The 22,795-nt window shown below is 60.3% G+C and carries 17 protein-coding genes and 2 tRNA genes; 13 read left to right on the top strand and 6 right to left on the bottom strand.

Features of this window, described 5'->3' with window-relative positions:
* Positions 1–99: 99 nt before the first annotated feature.
* A tRNA-Leu gene (locus CRO59_RS24065) sits at positions 100–186 on the bottom strand.
* A 180-nt stretch (positions 187–366) separates the two neighbouring features.
* Positions 367–453, bottom strand: a tRNA-Leu gene (locus CRO59_RS24060).
* A 225-nt stretch (positions 454–678) separates the two neighbouring features.
* Between CRO59_RS24060 and rnr the strand changes: the two genes are divergently transcribed.
* From rnr to CRO59_RS24005, 11 genes are all read left to right on the top strand, one after another.
* Positions 679–3,309: a ribonuclease R gene (gene rnr, locus CRO59_RS24055; RefSeq protein ID WP_097089871.1), complete on the top strand. Its 2,631-nt coding sequence runs from the start codon at positions 679–681 to the stop codon at positions 3,307–3,309.
* Entirely contained in the window at positions 3,306–4,070 is a 765-nt protein-coding gene (gene rlmB, locus CRO59_RS24050) for a 23S rRNA (guanosine(2251)-2'-O)-methyltransferase RlmB (protein ID WP_097089872.1), read from the top strand. Before rnr ends, rlmB begins: the two co-directional genes overlap by 4 nt.
* 313 nt (positions 4,071–4,383) lie before the next feature.
* Positions 4,384–4,806 (top strand): 30S ribosomal protein S6, encoded by a 423-nt coding sequence (rpsF, locus tag CRO59_RS24045; RefSeq protein WP_003221133.1) that lies wholly within the window; start codon positions 4,384–4,386, stop codon positions 4,804–4,806.
* A 28-nt stretch (positions 4,807–4,834) separates the two neighbouring features.
* Entirely contained in the window at positions 4,835–5,065 is a 231-nt protein-coding gene (gene rpsR, locus CRO59_RS24040) for a 30S ribosomal protein S18 (protein WP_002551829.1), read from the top strand.
* 36 nt (positions 5,066–5,101) lie between these two features.
* Positions 5,102–5,995, top strand: a complete 894-nt coding sequence (locus tag CRO59_RS24035; RefSeq protein WP_097089873.1) for a hypothetical protein — start codon at positions 5,102–5,104, stop codon at positions 5,993–5,995.
* A gap of 19 nt (positions 5,996–6,014) precedes the next feature.
* Positions 6,015–6,461, top strand: coding sequence for a 50S ribosomal protein L9 (gene rplI, locus CRO59_RS24030; RefSeq protein ID WP_003221136.1), 447 nt, complete (start codon positions 6,015–6,017; stop codon positions 6,459–6,461).
* Between the two features lie 120 nt (positions 6,462–6,581).
* On the top strand, positions 6,582–7,979 hold the full coding sequence (dnaB, locus tag CRO59_RS24025) for a replicative DNA helicase (protein WP_003221138.1): 1,398 nt from the start codon (positions 6,582–6,584) through the stop codon (positions 7,977–7,979).
* A gap of 192 nt (positions 7,980–8,171) precedes the next feature.
* Positions 8,172–10,475, top strand: a complete 2,304-nt coding sequence (locus CRO59_RS24020; protein WP_007967456.1) for a YgiQ family radical SAM protein — start codon at positions 8,172–8,174, stop codon at positions 10,473–10,475.
* A 363-nt stretch (positions 10,476–10,838) separates the two neighbouring features.
* Entirely contained in the window at positions 10,839–14,114 is a 3,276-nt protein-coding gene (locus tag CRO59_RS24015) for a DUF2126 domain-containing protein (protein WP_097089874.1), read from the top strand.
* An 88-nt stretch (positions 14,115–14,202) separates the two neighbouring features.
* Positions 14,203–16,689: a circularly permuted type 2 ATP-grasp protein gene (locus tag CRO59_RS24010; protein ID WP_097089875.1), complete on the top strand. Its 2,487-nt coding sequence runs from the start codon at positions 14,203–14,205 to the stop codon at positions 16,687–16,689.
* Positions 16,689–17,579, top strand: coding sequence for a transglutaminase family protein (locus tag CRO59_RS24005; protein ID WP_097089876.1), 891 nt, complete (start codon positions 16,689–16,691; stop codon positions 17,577–17,579). Before CRO59_RS24010 ends, CRO59_RS24005 begins: the two co-directional genes overlap by 1 nt.
* A gap of 211 nt (positions 17,580–17,790) precedes the next feature.
* Here CRO59_RS24005 and CRO59_RS24000 read toward each other — a convergent pair whose 3' ends face one another.
* A complete protein-coding gene (locus tag CRO59_RS24000) occupies positions 17,791–17,979 on the bottom strand; it encodes a hypothetical protein (RefSeq protein WP_097089877.1) in 189 nt (62 codons plus the stop codon).
* Positions 17,980–18,047: 68 nt separating this feature from the next.
* On the bottom strand, positions 18,048–18,635 hold the full coding sequence (locus CRO59_RS23995; protein ID WP_097089878.1) for a TIGR00730 family Rossman fold protein: 588 nt from the start codon (positions 18,633–18,635) through the stop codon (positions 18,048–18,050).
* 340 nt (positions 18,636–18,975) lie between these two features.
* Between CRO59_RS23995 and azu the strand changes: the two genes are divergently transcribed.
* Together azu and CRO59_RS23985 are read left to right on the top strand one after the other, a co-directional pair.
* The gene (gene azu / locus CRO59_RS23990) at positions 18,976–19,422 is read left to right on the top strand and encodes an azurin (RefSeq protein WP_097089879.1); all 447 of its coding nucleotides are present in this window, start codon (positions 18,976–18,978) and stop codon (positions 19,420–19,422) included.
* A gap of 222 nt (positions 19,423–19,644) precedes the next feature.
* Positions 19,645–20,565, top strand: a complete 921-nt coding sequence (locus CRO59_RS23985) for a hypothetical protein (protein ID WP_097089880.1) — start codon at positions 19,645–19,647, stop codon at positions 20,563–20,565.
* A 70-nt stretch (positions 20,566–20,635) separates the two neighbouring features.
* Here CRO59_RS23985 and nadE read toward each other — a convergent pair whose 3' ends face one another.
* Together nadE and pncB are read right to left on the bottom strand one after the other, a co-directional pair.
* Entirely contained in the window at positions 20,636–21,463 is an 828-nt protein-coding gene (nadE, locus tag CRO59_RS23980) for an ammonia-dependent NAD(+) synthetase (protein WP_027613527.1), read from the bottom strand.
* Positions 21,464–21,467: 4 nt separating this feature from the next.
* The gene (gene pncB, locus CRO59_RS23975) at positions 21,468–22,691 is read right to left on the bottom strand and encodes a nicotinate phosphoribosyltransferase (RefSeq protein ID WP_003221154.1); all 1,224 of its coding nucleotides are present in this window, start codon (positions 22,689–22,691) and stop codon (positions 21,468–21,470) included.
* Between the last annotated feature and the right edge of the window lie 104 nt (positions 22,692–22,795).

Below are 22,795 nucleotides of genomic sequence, written 5' to 3'. Positions count from 1 at the left end.
GTCGCCACAAGGTCTTGCAGGTTTTCAAACGCCAGAAACACAAAAACCCGCTTTCGCGGGTTTTTTGGGAAACTCAACGTCGTAACCTTGAGTTTGAATTGGTGCCCAGAAGAAGACTCGAACTTCCACGACCGTAAGGTCACCAGCACCTGAAGCTGGCGTGTCTACCAATTTCACCATCTGGGCATTCATCGCGAGCGTTGCCGCTGTTGATGTGGCGCACTATACGGAGCGCTTTTTGATCTGTAAACCCCTGATTTAATTTTAATTAATCAGTTTTAACAAACCCGTTCCTTAGAATGCAAAAAACCCGCTTTCGCGGGTTTTGTGTGAGCCTTGAAACTGATCTAGTCTCAAACTCGAAATTGGTGCCCAGGAGAAGACTCGAACTTCCACGACCGTAAGGTCACCAGCACCTGAAGCTGGCGTGTCTACCAATTTCACCACCTGGGCATCTCGTCAACGTGTGTACGTCGTCGATGGCGCGCACTATACGGAGCGCCTTTTTAACTGTAAACCCCTGTCAGCAAAAAAAATGAATTTTTTTACCAGCGGTGTTCAAAAGGGCTTTCAGGCGTCGATACAAGGCTCCAGAAGGGCCTTATATAGTCGGAAATTTCCCGTTTGATGGCGCCTATGCCAAACTAACCCGCATATAGACAAGGTGAAAACTCTCTAATGGCCGATTGGCAGTCCCTCGATCCCGAGGCCGCTCGTGAAGCGGAAAAATATGAAAACCCTATTCCCAGCCGCGAACTGATCCTGGCGCATCTCGCCGATCGGGGTTCGCCTGCTGCCCGCGAGCAACTGGTCGAAGAGTTTGGTCTGACCACAGAAGACCAGATCGAAGCCCTGCGCCGCCGCCTGCGCGCCATGGAGCGCGACGCTCAATTGATCTACACCCGCCGTGGCACCTATGCGCCGGTGGACAAGCTCGACCTGATCCTCGGCCGCATTAGCGGTCACCGTGACGGTTTCGGCTTCCTGGTGCCGGACGACGGCAGCGATGACCTGTTCATGAGCCCGGCGCAGATGCGTCTGGTATTCGATGGCGATCGTGCGCTGGCCCGCGTTTCGGGTCTCGACCGTCGTGGTCGCCGTGAAGGCGTGATCGTCGAAGTGGTGTCCCGTGCCCACGAAACGATCGTCGGTCGCTACTTCGAAGAGGGCGGTATCGGTTTCGTCGTTGCCGACAACCCGAAGATCCAGCAGGAAGTGCTGGTTACGCCAGGCCGTAATGCCAACGCGCAGATCGGTCAGTTCGTCGAGGTGAAGATCACCCACTGGCCGACGCCGCGCTTCCAGCCGCAAGGCGATGTGGTCGAAGTGGTCGGCAACTACATGGCGCCGGGCATGGAAATCGATGTCGCGCTGCGTACCTACGACATTCCGCACGTCTGGCCTGAAGCGGTACTCAAAGAAGCCGCCAAGCTCAAGCCGGAAGTCGAAGAGAAAGACAAAGAGAAGCGTGTCGACCTGCGCCATCTGCCGTTCGTCACCATCGACGGCGAAGATGCCCGCGACTTCGACGACGCGGTCTACTGCGAAGCCAAGCCGGGCAAGTTGCGCCTGTTCTCCGGCGGCTGGAAGTTGTACGTGGCGATTGCCGACGTCTCCAGCTACGTGAAGATCGGTTCGGCACTGGACAACGAGGCCCAGGTGCGCGGCAACTCGGTGTATTTCCCCGAGCGCGTGGTGCCGATGTTGCCTGAACAGCTGTCCAACGGCCTGTGCTCGCTGAACCCGCACGTCGATCGTCTGGCCATGGTTTGCGAGATGACCATCTCCAAGTCCGGCGAAATGACCGACTACTGCTTCTATGAAGCGGTGATCCATTCCCACGCCCGTCTGACCTACAACAAGGTCAGCGCGATGCTGGAAACCCCGAAAGCCACCGAAGCGCGCAAGCTTCGCGGCGAATACACAGACGTGGTGCCGCACCTCAAGCAGCTCTATGCGCTGTACAAAGTGTTGCTGGCTGCCCGTCACGTGCGTGGCGCGATCGATTTCGAAACCCAGGAAACCCGGATCATCTTCGGTTCCGAGCGCAAGATTGCCGAAATCCGTCCGACCACCCGTAACGATGCGCACAAGCTGATCGAGGAATGCATGCTGGCGGCCAACGTGGCCACCGCCGAATTCCTCAAGAAGCACGAAATCCCAGCGCTGTATCGTGTCCACGACGGCCCGCCACCGGAGCGTCTGGAAAAACTGCGCGCCTTCCTCGGCGAGCTCGGCCTGTCCCTGCACAAAGGCAAGGACGGCCCGTCGCCAAAGGACTATCAGGCCCTGTTGGCGAGCATCAAGGATCGTCCGGATTTCCATCTGATCCAGACCGTGATGCTGCGCTCCCTGAGCCAGGCGGTGTACAGCGCCCAGAACGAAGGCCACTTCGGCCTGAATTACGAAGCCTATACCCACTTCACCTCGCCGATCCGTCGTTACCCGGACCTGCTCACGCACCGCGCCATCCGCAGCGTGATCCATTCGAAACAGGACACTCCGCACGTTCGTCGTGCCGGGGCGATGACCATTCCGAAGGCGCGCATCTATCCGTACGACGAAGCGGCGCTGGAGCAACTCGGCGAGCAGTGCTCGATGAGCGAGCGCCGTGCCGACGAAGCCACCCGCGACGTGGTGAACTGGCTCAAGTGCGAGTTCATGAAAGATCGTGTGGGCGAATCGTTCCCGGGCGTTATCACCGCCGTGACCGGTTTTGGCCTGTTCGTCGAGCTGACTGATATCTACGTCGAAGGCCTGGTGCATGTCACCGCGCTGCCGGGCGACTACTACCACTTCGACCCTGTGCATCACCGCTTGGCGGGCGAGCGCACCGGTCGCAGCTTCCGTCTCGGCGATACCGTTGAAGTGCGCGTGATGCGCGTCGACCTCGACGAGCGCAAGATCGACTTCGAGATGGCAGAAAAAACCATCAGCGCGCCGATCGGTCGCAAGAAACGTGGCGCCGATACCGCAGTACCTGCGAGCAAGGCTGTGGAAGACAAGGCTCCGGCGAAAACCGCCAGCCGTCGTCCGGCCAAGGAAAAAGCCGTCGAGGCCTATCGCCCGAGCGATGCCGTGGCGAAAAACGCCGAGCTGCGCAAAAGCCGTGAATTGAAGAAGGCCTTGCTGGCCGAAGCCAAAAGCGGTGGTAAAGCGGCGTCTGGGGGAAAGACCGGACGGTCGGCGCCTGAGAAGGCCGTCGGCGGCAAGCCAGCCAAACCGAGCAAACACCGTAAAGGCCCGCCAAAAGCGGGTTCGGCTCCAGCCAAAAGTGGCGGGTCGCGTAAACCGAAGGCGAAGTCATGAGTCAGTTGGAAAAAATCTACGGCGTTCACGCAGTAGAAGCGTTGCTGCGTCACCACCCGAAACGCGTCAAGCAGATCTGGCTGGCTGAAAGCCGCAACGATCCGCGCGTGCAGACCCTGATCGAACTGGCCAATGAAAATCGTGTGCAGGTCGGCCAGGCCGAGCGCCGCGAAATGGACGCCTGGGTTGAAGGCGTGCACCAGGGCGTGGTTGCGGACGTCAGTCCGAGCCAGGTCTGGGGCGAGGCGATGCTCGACGAGTTGCTCGACCGTACCGAAGGCGCACCGCTGTTGCTGGTGCTCGACGGCGTGACCGACCCGCACAACCTCGGCGCCTGCCTGCGGTCGGCGGATGCTGCCGGCGCGCTGGCGGTGATTGTGCCCAAGGACAAGTCGGCTACCCTGACGCCGGTGGTGCGTAAAGTGGCCTGCGGCGCGGCGGAAGTGATTCCGCTGGTGGCGGTGACCAACCTGGCACGCACTCTGGAAAAGCTCCAGCAGCGCGGTCTGTGGGTGGTCGGCACGGCGGGTGAGGCCGAGGTCAGCATTTATGACCAGGACCTGACCGGCCCGACCATCCTGATCATGGGCGCCGAAGGCAAAGGCATGCGTCGCCTGACTCGCGAGCACTGCGACTATCTGGTGAACCTGCCGATGGCCGGCAGCGTCAGCAGTCTCAACGTGTCCGTGGCCACCGGTGTGTGCCTGTTCGAAGCGCAGCGTCAACGCGGCGCCAAGGCCAAAGCTGCCGCGAAGAAGTAGTCTTGAGCTGAAATCGGTTCAAATGTGGGAGCGAGCCTGCTCGCGAAAGGGGTGTGTCAGCTGACAATAATGTTGCCTGATATATCGCATTCGCGAGCAGGCTCGCTCCCACAGTGTTTTGTGTCAGGTCGAAGATCGGTGGTTGTTCAAATAATCACCAATTGCCTTGCACCTCCGCAGTCCCTTCTCTACAATTGCGCCCCTTGCTGTGACGGCAGGCACGCATGTGCCCCGCGCCAGCAAGTCCATAAGTGTCATTCACTCCTTGTCTGACCGTTTTTGAGCGGCAGGCTACAACCCGTAAGGAGCATTCATGCGTCATTACGAAATCATCTTTCTGGTCCACCCTGACCAGAGCGAGCAAGTCGGCGGCATGGTTGAGCGTTACACCAAGCTGATCGAAGAAGACGGCGGCAAAATCCACCGTCTGGAAGACTGGGGCCGTCGTCAACTGGCCTACGCAATCAACAATGTTCACAAGGCTCACTACGTGATGCTGAACGTTGAGTGCACTGGCAAGGCCCTGGCCGAGCTGGAAGACAACTTCCGCTACAACGATGCTGTGATCCGTAACCTGGTCATCCGTCGCGACGAAGCCGTTACCGGCCAGTCCGAGATGCTCAAGGCTGAAGAAAACCGCAGTGAGCGCCGTGAGCGTCGCGACCGTCCTGAGCACTCCGACGCTGATGGCGTTGAGGGTGATGACAGCGACAACAGCGATAACGCTGACGAGTAATCCACGGACCTTTTAAGGAGCCTATCAAATGGCACGTTTCTTCCGTCGTCGTAAATTCTGCCGCTTCACCGCTGAAGACGTGAAAGAGATCGATTACAAAGATCTCAACACTCTGAAAGCCTACGTATCCGAGACCGGCAAAATCGTTCCAAGCCGCATCACCGGTACCAAAGCTCGTTATCAGCGTCAGCTGGCCACCGCTATCAAGCGCGCCCGCTTCCTGGCCCTGCTGGCCTACACCGACAGCCACGGCCGCTGAGACCGGGCAGTCGACAAGTAGCAAAGGATTGAATGCATGCGTGCCTTAGCTGAGTTCATCATGCGAGGCCGTATGCAGGCCACTCTCGTGGTGGCCGGATGTGCAACATTGCCGTTGTTGTATTGGTTGGGTGCTGCCGCCGGGAGCCTTGTGCTCCTGCGGCGCGGACTGACGGACGCCCTGGGTGTTCTGTCTCTGGGGCTGCTGCCGGCTTTGGTCTGGTGGCTGTATGCCGATGATCCACGGGCACTTCTGGTGCTGCTGGGGTCTTCGGGGCTTGCGTTGGTGTTGCGCGCAAGTGAGTCCTGGGTTCGCACGCTGCTGGTCAGCGTAGTGATTGGAGTGGTGTTTTCAGTGGTGCTCGGGGCAGCGTTTGCGGCCCAGATTGAGATGCTCGCGCAGGCCTTGATAAAGGTCATGCCGGCGCTTCTTGGTGAAACCTACAAGCAATTGTCGGTCGATGAGCAAGCGCGCTTCGCGTCCCTGATTGCACCAGTCCTGACCGGACTGATTGCGGCTCTGTTGCAGATCGTCAGCGTGCTGAGCCTGATTGTCGGGCGGCATTGGCAAGCGTTGTTGTACAACCCGGGTGGTTTTGGTCGCGAGTTTCGCGTCATCCGGATCCCGCTGGGGCCGGCGATGTTGCTGCTGGCGTTGATGCTTCTGGGCCCGAATCTCGGTGCACAGATGGCCATGTTGACGCCGTTGTGCAGCGTACCGCTGGTGTTCGCCGGACTCGCCCTGATTCACGGGCTGGTCGGGCAGAAGCGACTGGCCGGTTTCTGGCTGGTGGGGTTGTACGTCACGCTGCTGTTGTTCATGCAGCTGCTCTATCCGTTGCTCGTGGTTCTGGCCATTGTCGACAGCCTGATTGATTTTCGCGGTCGTCACGTGTCGAAAGACACCGATAACGCGAACGGTGAAGGTTAAAAGTTAAGAGGATTTCCACATGCAACTGATCCTTCTGGAAAAAATCGCCAACCTGGGCAACCTGGGCGACAAAGTAAACGTTAAGGCCGGTTACGGCCGTAACTACCTGCTGCCTTTCGGCAAAGCTACCGCTGCGACCGCTGCCAACCTGGCTGCATTCGAAGAGCGTCGTGCCGAGCTGGAAAAAGCTGCCGCAGACCGTAAAGCATCGGCTGAAAGCCGTGCTGCCCAACTGGCCGAGCTGGAAGTGACCATCACTGCCACCGCTGGCGACGAAGGCAAGCTGTTCGGTTCGATCGGTACTCACGACATCGCTGACGCACTGACCGCCTCCGGCGTTGAAGTGCAGAAGAGCGAAGTTCGTCTGCCGAACGGCACCATCCGCAACGTGGGTGAATTCGACGTGGCTGTGCACCTGCACGCCGAAGTTGAAGCCACCGTACGCGTTGTCGTGGTAGCAGCTTAAGCAATACTTGTCGGCTGGCACCCTCGGGTGCTTGCCGGTAACATCGGGCACGATCCTGTTTACAGGTCGTGCCCTTTGTCTTTCTGGTACTCCCGTTTTCAAACCTGACTCCAAGTGGCCATGAACGAAATCACCGCTCCCGAGCAATACGATCTGCAAACCGCTGCCCTGAAGGTGCCGCCGCATTCCATCGAGGCCGAACAGGCCGTACTCGGTGGTCTGATGCTGGACAACAACGCCTGGGAACGCGTGCTCGATCAAGTCTCCGACGGCGATTTCTACCGACATGACCACCGTCTGATCTTCCGTGCGATCGCCAAACTGGCCGATCAGAACATGCCGATCGACGTCGTGACCCTTGCAGAGCAACTGGACAAGGAAGGTCAGACGTCCCAGGTCGGCGGCCTCGGTTACCTCGGCGAGCTGGCGAAAAACACGCCGTCCGTCGCCAACATCAAGGCCTATGCGCAGATCGTTCGCCAGCGGGCGACGTTGCGTCAGTTGATCGGTATCAGCACCGAAATTGCTGACGCCGCCTTCAACCCTGAAGGCCGTACAGCCGAAGAGATCCTCGACGAAGCCGAACGGCAGATCTTCCAGATCGCCGAGGCGCGGCCGAAGACCGGCGGCCCGGTGGGGGTCAACGAACTGTTGACCAAGGCCATCGATCGCATCGACACCCTGTTCAACACTGCCGACGCGATTACCGGCCTGTCCACCGGCTATACCGACCTCGACGAGAAGACCAGCGGTCTGCAGCCGTCCGACCTGATCATCGTCGCCGGCCGTCCGTCGATGGGTAAAACCACCTTCGCGATGAACCTGGTGGAAAACGCCGTACTGCGCAGCGACAAGGCGGTGCTGGTGTACTCCCTCGAGATGCCAGGCGAATCGCTGATCATGCGTATGCTTTCGTCCCTCGGTCGTATCGACCAGACCAAGGTGCGTTCCGGCCAGCTCGAAGACGACGACTGGCCGCGCCTGACCTCGGCGGTCAACCTGCTCAACGACCGCAAGCTGTTCATCGATGACACCGCCGGCATCAGCCCGTCGGAAATGCGTGCGCGGACCCGGCGTCTGGTGCGCGAGCACGGCGACATCGGCCTGATCATGATCGACTACCTGCAGTTGATGCAGATTCCGGGTTCCAGCGGTGATAACCGGACCAACGAGATTTCCGAGATCTCGCGATCCCTGAAAGCCCTGGCCAAGGAATTCAACTGCCCGGTGGTGGCGCTGTCGCAGCTCAACCGTTCCCTGGAACAACGTCCCAACAAGCGTCCGGTGAACTCCGACTTGCGGGAATCCGGAGCGATCGAGCAGGACGCCGACGTCATCATGTTCGTGTACCGGGACGAGGTGTATCACCCGGAAACCGAACACAAGGGCATCGCCGAAATCATCATCGGCAAGCAGCGGAACGGCCCGATCGGCTTTATCCGCCTGGCCTTTATCGGTAAGTACACCCGCTTCGAAAACCTTGCGCCGGGCAGTTACAACTTCGACGACGACGAGTAAATGCTTCATCGTTTGAACTGACGCCTTCGCGAGCAAGCCCGCTCCCACACTTGGAATGCATTCAAATGTGGGAGCGGGCTTGCTCGCGAATGGGCGTGGCGCAATTTCCGACCACAGCCGTCGGAATTGGTCAAAATTTGTGCTATATTCCGCGCCCGCGAAATTCAATGAAAGCCAACACCGGTTATCGACATGCAAGCAGCCAAGCCGTTATTTGACTATCCAAAGTACTGGGCCGAATGTTTCGGGCCAGCGCCATTCCTGCCGATGAGCAGGGAGGAGATGGATCAGCTCGGCTGGGATTCCTGCGACATCATCATCGTCACCGGTGATGCCTACGTCGATCACCCGTCGTTCGGCATGGCGATCATCGGCCGGCTGCTGGAGTCCCAGGGCTTCCGCGTCGGGATCATCGCCCAGCCGAACTGGCAGTCCAAAGACGACTTCATGAAGCTCGGCGAGCCGAACCTGTTCTTCGGCGTCGCGGCCGGCAACATGGACTCGATGATCAACCGCTACACCGCGGACAAGAAAATCCGTTCCGACGACGCCTACACCCCGGGTGGCATGGCGGGCAAACGTCCGGATCGCGCGAGCCTGGTCTACAGCCAGCGCTGCAAGGAAGCGTACAAACACGTACCGATCGTCCTCGGCGGCATCGAAGCTTCCCTGCGCCGCATCGCCCACTACGACTACTGGCAGGATCGCGTGCGCAACTCGATCCTGATCGACGCCAGCGCCGACATTCTGCTGTACGGCAACGCCGAGCGCGCCATCGTCGAAGTGGCCCAGCGTCTGTCCTACGGGCACAAGATTGAAGATATCACCGACGTGCGCGGCACCGCGTTCATCCGTCGTGACACGCCGCAGGGCTGGTACGAAGTCGACTCCACGCGCATCGACCGTCCGGGCAAGGTCGACAAGATCATCAACCCGTACGTCAACACCCAGGACACCCAGGCCTGCGCCATCGAGCAAGAGAAGGGCCCGGTGGATGATCCCGAGGAAGCCAAGGTCGTACAGATCCTGGCCAGCCCGCGCATGACTCGCGACAAGACCGTGATCCGCCTGCCGTCGATGGAAAAGGTGCGTAACGACCCGGTTCTGTACGCCCACGCCAACCGCGTGCTGCACCTGGAAACCAACCCGGGCAACGCCCGCGCGCTGGTGCAGAAACATGGCGAGATCGATGTCTGGTTCAACCCGCCGCCGATTCCGATGACCACTGAAGAAATGGACTACGTGTTCGGCATGCCTTACGCCCGGGTTCCGCACCCGGCGTACGGCAAGGAGAAGATTCCGGCCTACGACATGATCCGTTTCTCGGTGAACATCATGCGTGGCTGCTTCGGCGGCTGCACCTTCTGCTCGATCACCGAGCACGAAGGCCGGATCATCCAGAACCGTTCCGAAGAGTCGATCATTCGCGAAATCGAAGAGATCCGCGACAAGGTCCCGGGCTTCACCGGCGTCATCTCCGACCTCGGCGGCCCGACCGCGAACATGTACCGCATCGCCTGCAAGAGCCCGGAAATCGAATCCGCGTGCCGCAAGCCGTCCTGCGTATTCCCGGGCATCTGCCCGAACCTGAACACCGACCACTCGTCGCTGATCCAGCTGTACCGCAGCGCCCGTGCCTTGCCGGGTGTGAAGAAGATCCTCATCGCCTCCGGCCTGCGTTACGACCTCGCGGTCGAATCGCCGGAGTACGTCAAAGAGCTGGTGACCCACCACGTCGGTGGCTACCTGAAGATCGCCCCGGAACACACCGAGGAAGGTCCGCTCAACCAGATGATGAAGCCGGGCATTGGCAGCTATGACAAGTTCAAGCGCATGTTCGAGAAGTACACCAAGGAAGCAGGCAAAGAGCAGTACCTGATCCCGTACTTCATCGCCGCGCACCCGGGCACCACCGACGAAGACATGATGAACCTGGCGCTGTGGCTCAAGGGCAACGGTTTTCGTGCCGACCAGGTGCAGGCGTTCTATCCGTCGCCGATGGCCACCGCCACCGCGATGTACCACTCGGGCAAGAACCCGCTGCGCAAGGTCACCTACAAGAGCGACGGCGTGACCATCGTCAAGAGCGAAGAGCAGCGTCGTCTGCACAAGGCGTTCTTGCGTTATCACGACCCGAAAGGCTGGCCGATGCTGCGCGAAGCGTTGATTCGCATGGGACGTGGTGACCTGATCGGTCCGGGCAAGGATCAGTTGATTCCGCTGCATCAACCGGCTACCGACAGCTACCAGAGCGCCCGTCGCAAGAACTCGACACCGGCCGGCAGCCACAAGGTCGCGAAAGAGAAGACCACCAAGATTCTCACCCAGCACAACGGCCTGCCGCCGCGTGCCAGCGACGGTGGCAATCCTTGGGACAAGCGTGAACAGGCCAAGGCTGCGGCATTCGCCCGCAACCAGCAGGCGGCCAAGGAGCGCAAGGAAGCAGCCAAGGGCAAGGGGCCGAAACCGGCTCGCAAGCCAGTCGTACCGCGCTAATCGCTTTTTGTTTCAACAGAACGCCAACCTTCGGGTTGGCGTTTTGCATTTCAGGGCTCAGGAAATTTGCTGAAGTCACTGCCCTCATCGCTGGCAAGCCAGCTCCCACAGGTTTATCTGTCGCTCACAAAACTGTGGCCACCGAGGAACCTTGTGGGAGCTGGCTTGCCAGCGATGGGGCCAGATCAATCACCTCATCAATCACTGCCCGCCACATTTAGGCGCAACTTCCTCGAACCATTTCCCCGCATCGCCCGATTTTGGTGCTGTACTGCCCTGAGCATTCCGGGAAAGCGCCCAAGCCCTTGCATGGCATAAGTCTTGCGCGCTTTCGAATACGCTTAGGCTCGCAGGAGGCACGCCGTGTCGATTCATGTCGCATTGCATCACGTCACGCATTACCGCTACGACCGCGCTGTCGAACTCGGCCCGCAGATCGTACGCCTGCGTCCGGCCGCCCACAGCCGCACGCGGATTCTTTCGTATGCGCTGAAGGTCTCGCCCGAGCAGCATTTCATCAACTGGCAGCAAGACCCGCAGGGCAACTACCTCGCGCGTCTGGTATTCCCCGAGAAAACCGACGAGTTGCGCATCGAAGTCGATCTGCTGGCCGAGATGGCGGTGTTCAATCCGTTCGACTTCTTCCTCGAACCCTACGCCGAGAAAATCCCCTTCACTTACGCGGCCGATGAGCGCAAGGAATTGGCGCCGTACCTCGAAACTCTGCCGCTGACGCCTGCATTCAAAGCCTATCTGGACGGGATCGACCGCACGCCGCTGCCCGCCGTGGATTTCCTGGTGATGCTCAACCAGCGTCTCAGCGAAGACATTCGCTACCTGATTCGCATGGAGCCGGGCGTGCAAACCCCGGAACACACCCTCGAACATGCCTCCGGCTCCTGCCGCGACTCGGCGTGGCTGCTGGTGCAACTGCTGCGCAACCTCGGGCTGGCCGCGCGGTTCGTCTCCGGTTATCTGATTCAACTGACCGCCGACGTGAAGAGCCTCGACGGTCCGTCCGGTACCGAGGTGGATTTCACCGACCTGCACGCGTGGTGCGAGGTGTACTTGCCGGGGGCCGGCTGGATCGGTCTGGATGCTACGTCCGGATTGTTCGCCGGCGAAGGGCATATCCCGCTGGCCTGCAGCCCCGATCCATCCTCAGCCGCGCCGATCAGTGGTCTGGTCGAGCCGTGCGAATGCCAGTTCAGCCACGAAATGTCGGTGGAGCGGATCTGGGAAGCGCCACGGGTGACCAAGCCCTACACCGATGAGCAGTGGCTGGCGATTCAGGCGCTGGGCCGGCAGATCGATGCCGACTTGCTGGAAGGCGATGTGCGCCTGACCATGGGCGGCGAGCCGACCTTCGTCTCCATCGATGACCCGGACGGCGCCGAGTGGAACACCGCCGCGCTGGGCCCGGACAAGCGCCGCCTCTCCGCCGAACTGTTCCAGCGCATGCGCCAGCACTATGCGCCGAAAGGTCTGGTGCATTTCGGTCAGGGCAAGTGGTACCCGGGCGAGCAATTGCCGCGCTGGTCGCTCAACTGCTATTGGCGCCGCGATGGCGTGCCGATCTGGCACAACAGCGCGCTGATCGCCGATGAGCAGCAGGACTACGGCGCCGATGGCGAACTGGCGGGACGCTTTCTCGCGAGTGTTGCCGAACGCCTGAAACTGCCGGCACGTTTCGTGTTTCCAGCCTATGAAGACAATTTTTATTACCTCTGGCGTGAGGGCGCATTGCCGAGCAACGTCAGCGCTGAAGACTCGCGTCTTGAAGAACCGCTGGAGCGTGCGCGTCTGCGCAAGGTTTTCGCGCAGGGCCTGGATAAAGTGATCGGCCAGGTGCTGCCGCTGGCCCGCACCGCCAAGGGTGATCAATGGCAGAGCGGGCGCTGGTATCTGCGCGACGAGCATTGCCGACTGGTGCAGGGGGATTCGCCGTTGGGTTATCGCTTGCCACTCGGCTCGCAGCCGTGGGTGAAGGCCGCCGAGTATCCGTTCATTCATCCCAACGATCCGAATCAGGACTTTCCCGAGCTGCCGGACACCGCGCAGCTCAACAGTCATGCCGAACCCGCCGCAGCCGCCGAACGTGCGCCGAAAATCGACGAGTCCGCCGACTGGCTGACCCGCACCGCCTTCTGCGCCGAGGCCCGCGAAGGGCGTCTGTATCTGTTCATGCCGCCGCTGGAGCGGGTCGAGGACTATCTGGAACTGGTGGCGGCCATCGAAGCCACCGCCGAAGAGCTGCATTGCCCGGTGCTGCTGGAAGGTTACGAGCCGCCGAGCGATCCGCGCCTGAGCAACTTCCGCATCACCCCGGATCCGGGCGTGATCGAGGTCAACGTGCAGCCATCGGCGACCTGGGACGAACTGGTCGAACGCACCGAGTTTCTCTATGAACAGGCGCGACAAACCCGCCTGACCACCGAAAAATTCATGATCGACGGGCGCCATACCGGCACCGGCGGCGGCAACCATTTCGTCCTCGGTGGCGCGACCCCGGCGGACTCACCGTTCCTGCGTCGCCCGGACCTGCTGCGCAGCCTGATCAGCTACTGGCACAACCATCCGTCACTGTCCTACCTGTTTTCCGGCTTGTTCATCGGCCCGACCTCGCAGGCGCCACGGGTCGATGAAGCGCGCAACGACGCCCTGTACGAACTGGAAATCGCCTTCGCGCAGATGCCTGAACCGGGCGAAGCGTGCGCGCCGTGGCTGGTGGATCGACTGCTGCGCAATTTGCTGATCGACGTCACCGGCAACACTCACCGCGCCGAGTTCTGCATCGACAAACTGTATTCGCCGGATGGCGCTACCGGGCGTCTGGGCCTGCTGGAGCTGCGCGCCTTCGAAATGCCGCCGCATGCGCGGATGAGCCTGGCTCAGCAGTTGTTGCTGCGTGCGCTGGTTGCGCGATTCTGGCGCGAGCCATATGCGCCGCCGAAACTGGCGCGCTGGGGCACCGAGCTGCACGACCGCTTCATGCTGCCGCACTTTATCGAGCAGGATTTCGCCGACGTCATCGTCGAACTGAACAACGCCGGTTATCCGTTGCGCGCCGAATGGTTTGCCGCGCATCTGGAGTTCCGTTTTCCCAAGGTCGGCGATTACGCGGTCAGCGGCATCGAGATGGAGCTGCGCCAGGCGCTGGAACCTTGGCATGTGCTGGGCGAGGAGGGTACGGCGGGCGGCACGGTGCGTTATGTCGATTCGTCGCTGGAGCGTTTGCAGATCAAGCTCAGCGGCTTGCCGCCGCAGCGCTATCTGCTGACCTGTAACGGTATTCCGCTGCCGCTGCAACCGACCGGGCGCATCGGTGAGTTCGTCGCCGGCGTGCGCTTTCGGGCCTGGCAACCGGCCAACTGCCTGCAACCGACCATCCCGGTGCACGCGCCGCTGGTGTTCGACCTGCTCGACACCTGGATGCAGCGTTCTCTGGGCGGTTGCCAGTACCACGTGGCGCACCCGGGCGGGCGCAATTACGAGACGTTACCGGTCAATGCCAACGAAGCTGAGAGCCGGCGCATGGCGCGGTTTTTCCGCATCGGACACACGCCGGGGAAACTTCCGATACCGAACCTGACAATCTCCGACGAGTTGCCGATGACGCTCGATTTACGACGTTTCTAAGTCCTGCACGACATGCGGATTTTTCGTATATCCGCACGTCATGTGCCTGCGTTAGTCTGACCGTTCCTTGCTGTCTGCCGAGCTTTCCATGCCTGACCTGCTAGACCGCTACCCGCTGACCGCGGGCACTTATCACGAACTGCTGAATGACAGCGGGGAAGTGCGCCCGCACTGGCGGCGGCTGTTCGATCAATTGCAGCGCAGCACCCCGGCGCAACTGGTGCAGCGGCAGGCGTTGCTGGCCCGGCAGATTCAGGAAAACGGCGTGACCTACAACGTCTATGCCGATCCCAAGGGCGCTGACCGCCCGTGGGAGCTGGACCTGCTGCCGCACGTGATCGCTGCTGATGAGTGGCAGCAACTGTCAGCGGGGATTGCCCAGCGAGCACGCTTGCTCAATGCGGTACTGGCCGATCTGTATGGGTCACAGCGGCTGATCAGCGAAGGGCTGTTACCGGCGGAGCTGGTGTTCGGCCACAACAATTTTCTCTGGCCGTGTCAGGGCATCGCGCCACCGGAAGATGCCTTTCTGCATCTGTACGCCGTGGATCTGGCGCGCACGCCTGACGGGCGCTGGTGGGTCACGGCGGATCGTACTCAGGCGCCGTCGGGCGCGGGGTATGCGTTGGAAAATCGCACCATTGTGTCGCGCGCCTTTCCCGAGTTGTACCGCGATCTGAAAGTGCAGCATCTGGCTGGGTTCTTCCGCACCCTGCAGGAAACCCTCGCGCGTCAGGCACCGTGTGCTGACGATGCGCCGCTGGTGGTACTGCTGACGCCCGGGCGCTTCAACGAAAGCTATTTCGAACACCTTTACCTGGCACGCCAGCTCGGTTATCCGCTGGTGGAGGGCGGCGACCTCACCGTGCGCGATGCCACGGTGTACCTGAAAACCCTCAGTGGTCTGCGCCGGGTGCACGCGATCATGCGCCGGCTCGACGATGACTTCTGCGATCCGCTGGAGCTGCGCACCGACTCGGCACTCGGGGTGCCTGGCTTGCTGGAAGCGGTGCGTCAGGGCCGGGTGCTGGTGGCCAACGCCTTGGGCAGCGGCGTGCTGGAGTCGCCAGGGTTGCTCGGATTTTTACCGAAGATCAATCAGTACCTGTTCGGCGAAGAACTGCTGCTGCCGTCCATCGCCACCTGGTGGTGCGGTGAGGCGCCGGTGCTGGCGCAGGCGTTGGAAAAGCTTCCCGAGCTGCTGATCAAACCGGCCTTCCCCTCGCAAAGCTTCGCCCCGGTATTCGGCCGCGATCTGAGTGAACAACAGCGCCAGGCGCTCGCCGAGCGGATGCAGGCGCGGCCATACGCCTACGTCGCGCAAGAACTGGCGCAGCTGTCCCAGGCGCCGATCTGGCAGGCCGAAGACGGCCAACTGCAACCGCGAGCGATCGGCATGCGCGTGTATGCGGTGGCCAGTGGTGACGGTTACCGCATATTGCCCGGTGGGCTGACCCGGGTCGCTGCCGAGGCCGATGCCGAAGTGGTGTCGATGCAGCGCGGTGGGGCGAGCAAGGACACCTGGGTATTGGGCGAGCGTGCGCCGAGTGGCGAACAATGGAAAACCCAGCGCAACGTCGGCGTACACGATCTGGTGCGCCGCGACCCGTACCTGCCCTCGCGGGTAGTGGAAAACCTGTTCTGGTTCGGTCGTTACTGCGAGCGTTGTGACGACAGTGCGCGACTGCTGCGGATCATGCTCGCGCGGTATGTCGATGGCGATGATCCGCAAGCCTTGCAGGCGGCCGTGGAGCTGGGCGAGCGCCTGATGTTGCTGCCGGAGGAGGGTGAGCTGCCGGAGCGGCTGCTGGCGGCGCTGCTCGGCGAGGACTGGTCGTTCAGCCTGCGCTCCAACCTGCAGCGCTTGCAGTGGGCGGCCTCGCAGGTGCGCGGCAAGCTTTCACGGGAAAACTGGCAGGCGTTGGTCGAGTTGCAGCGCGAGGCGCTGGAACTGGACACCGAAGAGCCGGACTTCGGCGAGTTGCTGGATTTCCTCAACCGGCTGGTGATGTCGCTGGCGGCGCTCTCGGGGTTCGCGCTCGACGACATGACGCGCGACGAAGGCTGGCGCTTTCTGATGATCGGCCGGCGCATCGAGCGGTTGCAGTTTCTCAGCAGCAGTCTGGCGGCGTTTCTGCGCGGCGCCGGGGCGTTCGATCAAGCGGGGCTGGAATGGCTGCTGGAGTTGGGCAACAGCAGCATCACCTACCGTTCGCGGTATCTGGCGGTGGCGCAGTTGATTCCGGTGCTCGACCTGTTGCTGCTGGATGAGCAGAACCCGCACGCGGTGTTGTTCCAGTTGAAACTGGTGACCCGCACTTTGAAACGCTTGAACGATGATTTCGGCGTACCTCGCGAGGCCGGGCTGCCGCAATTGGTCGAGCGTCTGGCGCGGTTCGATCTGGGCTGTCTGGAGAACCCGCTGTTCGGGGAAAACAGCGTGCGTGCCGCGCTCGATGGTCTGGCGGATCTGCTGCAAGAGATTGCCGAAGCCAGCGGTCAGGTGTCCGATCGACTGGCGCTGCGCCACTTTGCCCATGTCGATGATGTCAGCCAGCGCACGGTGTCCGTCTGATGAGCGCGCACTACCAGATCTTCCACGACACCTGTTACCACTACGACAGCCCGGTGTCGCTGGCGCAGCAACTCGCGCACCTGTGGCCGCGTGAGTGCACGTGGCAACGCTGCACCGAGCAGCAATTGCTGATCAGCCCGGACCCGACCACGCGGCGGGATGAACTGGATGTGTTCGGCAATCCGCTGACCCGACTGGCCTTCGAGCGCCCGCATGACGAGTTGCAGGTCAACGCCCGGCTCACGGTTGAGGTGCTGGCGCGGCCACTGGCGGATTTCAATCTGTCCCCGGCGTGGGAGCAGACGCGTGATGCGCTGACCTACAGCAGCCAGCCATTGTCCGCCGAAATGCTGGAGGCTTGTCGCTATCGGTTTCAGTCACCCTACGTGCATTTGAAACGCAGTTTCGTCGAATTTTCGGAAAGCTGTTTTCCACCGGGAAGGCCCTTGTTGCTGGGCGTGCAGGCCTTGATGCAGAAGATTTTCAGCGAATTCACCTTCGATGCCGAGGCCACGCAAGTGGCGACGCCGCTGGTCGAGGTGCTAGAGCGCCGGCGTGGCGTGTGTCAGGACTTCGCGCATCTGATGCTCGCTTGCGTGCGCTCGCGAGGGCTGGCAGCGCGCTACATCAGTGGTTATCTGCTGACCCAGCCGCCGCCGGGACAGCCACGGCTGATAGGCGCCGACGCGTCGCATGCCTGGGTATCGGTGTTCTGTCCGGTATTGGGCTGGGTGGATTTCGATCCGACCAACAACGTACAGCCGGCGCTGGAGCACATCACCCTGGCGTGGGGTCGGGATTTTTCCGATGTGTCGCCGTTGCGGGGGGTGATTCTGGGGGGCGGCAGTCACGACCCGGAGGTCCGCGTCACGGTGATGCCATTGGAATAACACAGCAACCCATGTGGGAGCGGGCTTGCTCGCGAAGGCGGTGTGTCAGTTACATCAATGTTGAAGGTTAAGACGCCTTCGCGAGCAAGCCCGCTCCCACAGGAAGCCGTATCGTGTTCGGAAAACGGGGAGGGTGTGGGGGCCAGCGGCTGAGCCGCCAGCCCCGTCACAAATCCGCAGGGTCTGACTCGATCATCAAACCCGGTGGGGCTCAGGCGTCAGGCGCCTGGTCTTTCGGTGCATCAACAACTTCATCATCGTTGTCAGTCGCCACTTCACCGTCAGGGTTCAGTGCCGCTTCTTCAGCCTGCTGTTTCTTGCGCTGAAGCTTTTCCTCTTTCTTCTTTTCCTTTTCCAGGTCTCGTTGACGTTTGGCGAAGGAGTAATTGGGTTTGGCCATGGGCGATCCTCTGGGGTCGAAGGTGAGGTTGAGCGGCGCGTATTCTGCCCTGTATCGGTGCCCGGCGGTTAGCCGGGTTTTTGGTCGACCCACTTGGGCGTGACGGTCGGCTTCCAGTTATCCAGGGCGTCGAGCAGCGTTTGTGCTGATTCGCTCACTTGCAGCATGTCACGGTGTGGGGCGCGAACGAAGCCTTCGCCGACGATATGGTCAAGAAAAGCCGTGAGTTTGCTGTAAAAACCGTTCACCTCAAGCAGCCCCAGCGGTTTGCCGTGGTAGCCGAGCTGGCCCCAGGTCCAGACTTCGAACAGCTCTTCCAGCGTGCCGAGACCGCCGGGCAACGCGATGAACGCATCGCTCAGCTCGGCCATGCGGGCCTTGCGCGCGTGCATGCCATCGACGACTTCGAGGCGCGTCAGGCTTTTGTGACCGATCTCCTTGTCCATCAGGCTTTGCGGAATGATCCCGATCACTTCGCCGCCGGCGGCCAGCGCGGCGTCCGCCACCAGGCCCATCAGGCCCACGGCACCACCACCGTAAACCAGCGTCAGTTGGCGCTCGGCGAGTGCCCGGCCAAGGGCTCGGGCGGCTTCGGTGTAAGCCGGATCAGTGCCGGCGTTGGCACCGCAAAATACACAAACGGATTTGAGAGACATGCCTTCCTCCTGGGTCAATCCGTCACAGGGTAATGGCTGGCACGCCTTGATCCAAGGACTAAGCTTCGCGTTCTGGCGATTCAAAGGTACCGCTGGCGCCACAGGCGTAGGCGGCGAGCAAACTGCACAACAGACCGTTAAAGAACATGACAGGCACTCCGTTTCAGTAGATGCGCCGATCATAGGCCCGGCCTTGGATTCTGGCCGGTAGATTGTTTCGATGAGTGTCATAGCCTGAAAGTTGTATACAATTTTTGACTCAAGTCATAGGAACTTGCGAAGATTTCAGGCAGTCTTTCCACCATTAGTGTTTTTGTTAACCCTGCCTTGGAGATTCACCATGTTTTCCAAAGTTGTTGCGGTATCCCTGCTGGCGCTGGCCAGCAGCCAATTGATGGCTGCCGAGTGCAAAACCACCGTTGATTCCACCGACCAGATGTCCTTCAACACCAAGGAGATCGTGATCGACAAGAGCTGCAAGACCTTCACCGTCGAATTGACTCACTCTGGCAGCCTGCCGAAGAACGTCATGGGCCATAACCTGGTGATCAGCAAAGAAGCCGACATGCAGCCGATCGCTACCGACGGCCTGGCTGCCGGCATCGACAAGAACTACCTGAAGGACGGTGACGAGCGTGTCATCGCTCACACCAAGATCATCGGCGCTAAGGAAGCCGACTCGCTGACCATCGACGTGTCCAAGCTCAAGGCTGACGAGAAGTACGGCTTCTTCTGCTCGTTCCCGGGCCACATCTCGATGATGAAAGGCACCGTGACCCTAAAGTAATACTGCTCACACGTAACACGAAAAACGCCGCTGCAAGTGATTGCAGCGGCGTTTTTTCTGCTGATCAAATCTGCACCTTACCTCATTTCTGTGATCATGACCGCCCGTCGGAATTGCCCTCGTACCTGTAATTTCTGACAGTAGACACGGATTTCGAAGAAGCCTCGAATGAGGGTGCGCTCAGATGACTGTACGCATCCATTCCGAAAAAGGAGTTTTCGTATGACCGATCAAGAGAAATTACCCCAGCAGCGTACGTTGGTTCAGGATCCGAACAGAAGTAATGTGACAAGCGGAACCGTCATTGAGACAGTTACCAATGGCAATGGTGAACTCATCGAAAATGGCGGGGTCAGCACAAATCCATATTTGTCTTTTGTTGGTTCCGCTGCTCCCAATCAAAAGGCGCAGCTTTTCGACAACGGTGTCCCTGCGCATTCCCCGGTAAATGTTGATCACGTTGGCCACTACAGTTTGATCATTACAGATCAGAAAAACGGGCCGCATTTCTACACCGTGGAAACCACCGACGGGCAGGTGTCTGATCCATACATAGTTCACATGAAACTGTCCCTGCACGCCGCAATTTTGTGGATAAACGATCCCAACGGAGACGTCATCGAAAATAGTGGAAGCACTACGTTTGTCGATCTGAGCTTTGTAGGTGAGGGAGAGCCAAATACAACAGTCAGTCTTCTGGATCGCGGAATTCATGTAGGCACACTGAATATCGATGCAAATGCGCACTGGAGTGCTGTGCTGAACGGACTGTCAGTAGGGGCGCACAGCTTCACAGTGGTAGGAAGCGATGGTGTTGAATCCAGTCCCTGGAACATTCGAGTCGTGAACTCCGTGCCGGTAAGCATCCAGTTTCTTCTGGGAGAAAGCGGGCAGTTGATCGACAATCACGAGCAAACGACCGATACATCGTTAACGGTTGTCGGTACGGCAAACCCTGGTGAAAACGGAACAATCGTCGACTACGATAACGATCTGGTTAAATTCACGGCTAACTTGAATGGAATCTACACGGCAAAGATTTCGAATCTGGCTGAAAAGGTTCACACCATCAGAGCGGTAACAGCGGGTGGTCGAGTCTCGGCCCCTCGGGCATTCAGGGTGGTTGCACCCAAAGCCCGTTAAATCATTTATTGACACTGCTAAAAGCCCGCTGAGGATCACTCCTCAGCGGGCTTTTTCATTCAGTCGCTGATCAAGGCGCAAACGGCATGACCCGTTTGTGATGAGTTTTGTTGTACGTATTGACGATGATGTCGAACGCTTCCTGACGCACCGGCTCGCCGTGCAGGAAGGCGTCAATCTCGGCGTAGGTCACGCCGTGGGAGGCTTCGTCCGGTTTGCCCGGCGACAGGTCTTCCAGATCCGCAGTCGGCACTTTTTCCACCAGCGATTCCGGTGCGCCAAAGCTGCGGGCGATCGCCCGCACCTGGTTTTTCACCAGGCCGCTGAGCGGGGCCAGGTCGCAGGCGCCGTCACCGAACTTGGTGAAGAAGCCCATCACCGCTTCCGCCGCGTGGTCGGTGCCGATCACCAGACCGTGCGCGGCGCCGGCGATGGTGTACTGGGCGACCATGCGCATCCGCGCCTTGGTGTTGCCGAGCACAAAATCCACCGACACCGCATGTTTGCCTTCAAACGCCGCCACTTCCTTGGCCAGTGATTTGACCGCCGGACCGATGTTCACCGTGTGGCGTTCGTCCGGAGCGATGAAGTCCACCGACGCCTGGGCGTCGTGCTCGTCGAACTGGGTTTCGTACGGCAGGCGCACGGCGATGAACTTGTAGGCGTCGTCGCCGGTGCGCTCGCGCAGTTCACGCATGGCGCGCTGGGCCAGCAGGCCGGCGGTCAGCGAGTCGACGCCGCCGCTGATGCCCAACACCAGGGTCTTGAGGCCGGAATTGACCAGGCAATCCTGGATAAAGGTGATGCGCCGGGCGACTTCCGCTTCGAGGGCCTGATGCCCGGCGAATGGTGGTTGCACCTTGAGCTGTTCAGCAATCTCACGCTGTACGGCTTGCATGAATTCACTCCTTGCTAGATAGACTGGAATCGGCAGGAACCTGGAACACATGTCGCAAATAGGCGACGAAATTCGGGTCTTTGCAGTGGGTCTTGCCGGGCTCGTCGGAGATCTTCGCCACCGGCTGGCCGTTGCAGGCGGTCATTTTAAGCACGATGCTCATCGGTTCGACACCCGGAATGTCACAGGTCAGGTTGGTGCCGATGCCGAAGCTGACGTTGATCCGCCCGTGCAGCGCGCGGAAGATCTCCAGCGACTTGGGCAAGGTCAGACTGTCGGAGAACACCAGGGTCTTGCTCATCGGGTCGATGCCGAGCTTGTGATAGTGGGCGATGCATTTTTCGCCCCACTGCACCGGATCCCCTGAATCGTGGCGCAGACCATCGAAGAGCTTGGCGAAGAACAGGTCGAAGTCGCCGAGAAACGCGTCGGTGGTGATGCAATCGGTGAGAGCAATCCCCAGCAGGCCACGGTATTCGCGCACCCAGCAGTCGAGCGCGGCGATCTGGCTGTCGATCAAGCGTGGGCCGAGTTGCTGGTGGGCCATGATCCATTCATGGGCCATGGTACCCAGCGGTTTCATGTCCAGCTCGCGGGACAAGTGCACGTTGCTGGTGCCGACAAAGCGCCCGGGGAAATCGTGCTTCAGCACATTGACCACTTCTTCCTGCACGCGGTACGAAAAGCGCCGGCGGGTGCCGAAGTCGGCGACCTGCAATTGCGCCAGTTCGTCAGCCGAGGCGTTGGCGCTGAGCCAGTCGAACTTGCGATACAGCTGTTCCCGCGCCTGCACCAGTTCGATTTCCCGGTAGCGATAGCGGTTGCGCACTTCGCTGACGATCGCCAGCAGCGGCACTTCGTAGAGGATCACATGCAGCCACGGGCCACGCAGACGGATGAACAGTTCGCCGTTCTCGATGCCGGTGTGCAGGTAGCGCAGGTTGAAGCGGAACAGGCCGAGAAAGCGCAGGAAATCCGGTTTCAGGAAGGTGATGCGCTCGAGAAAACTCAACTGGTCGGCACTCAGGCTCAGCTCGGCCAGACGCTCGATCTGGTAGCGAATCTCGGCCAGATACGGCCGCAGATCTTCGCTGTTACGGCAACGAAACTCCCATTCGACTTCGACGTTGGGGTAGTTGTGCAGCACCGCCTGCATCATCGTCAGTTTGTAGAAGTCGGTGTCGAGCAGGTTCTGCACGATGCGATCGGCAAACACACTCTCGCTCATAAACGGGGTCTCCAGGTGCACCGCGCGGTTGCGCGGGATCAATCAATGACGCTAGTGGCGCATATCAGCGGTGGGGATTGCCAGCAATTTTTTAGATCACCGCA

Origin of the sequence: Pseudomonas sp. LAMO17WK12:I5 (assembly GCF_900215165.1) — a bacterium.
Lineage (GTDB): Bacteria > Pseudomonadota > Gammaproteobacteria > Pseudomonadales > Pseudomonadaceae > Aquipseudomonas > Aquipseudomonas putida_A.
The sequence above is the reverse complement of the archived record's forward strand: the minus strand, read 5'-3'. Positions and strand labels throughout refer to the sequence as shown.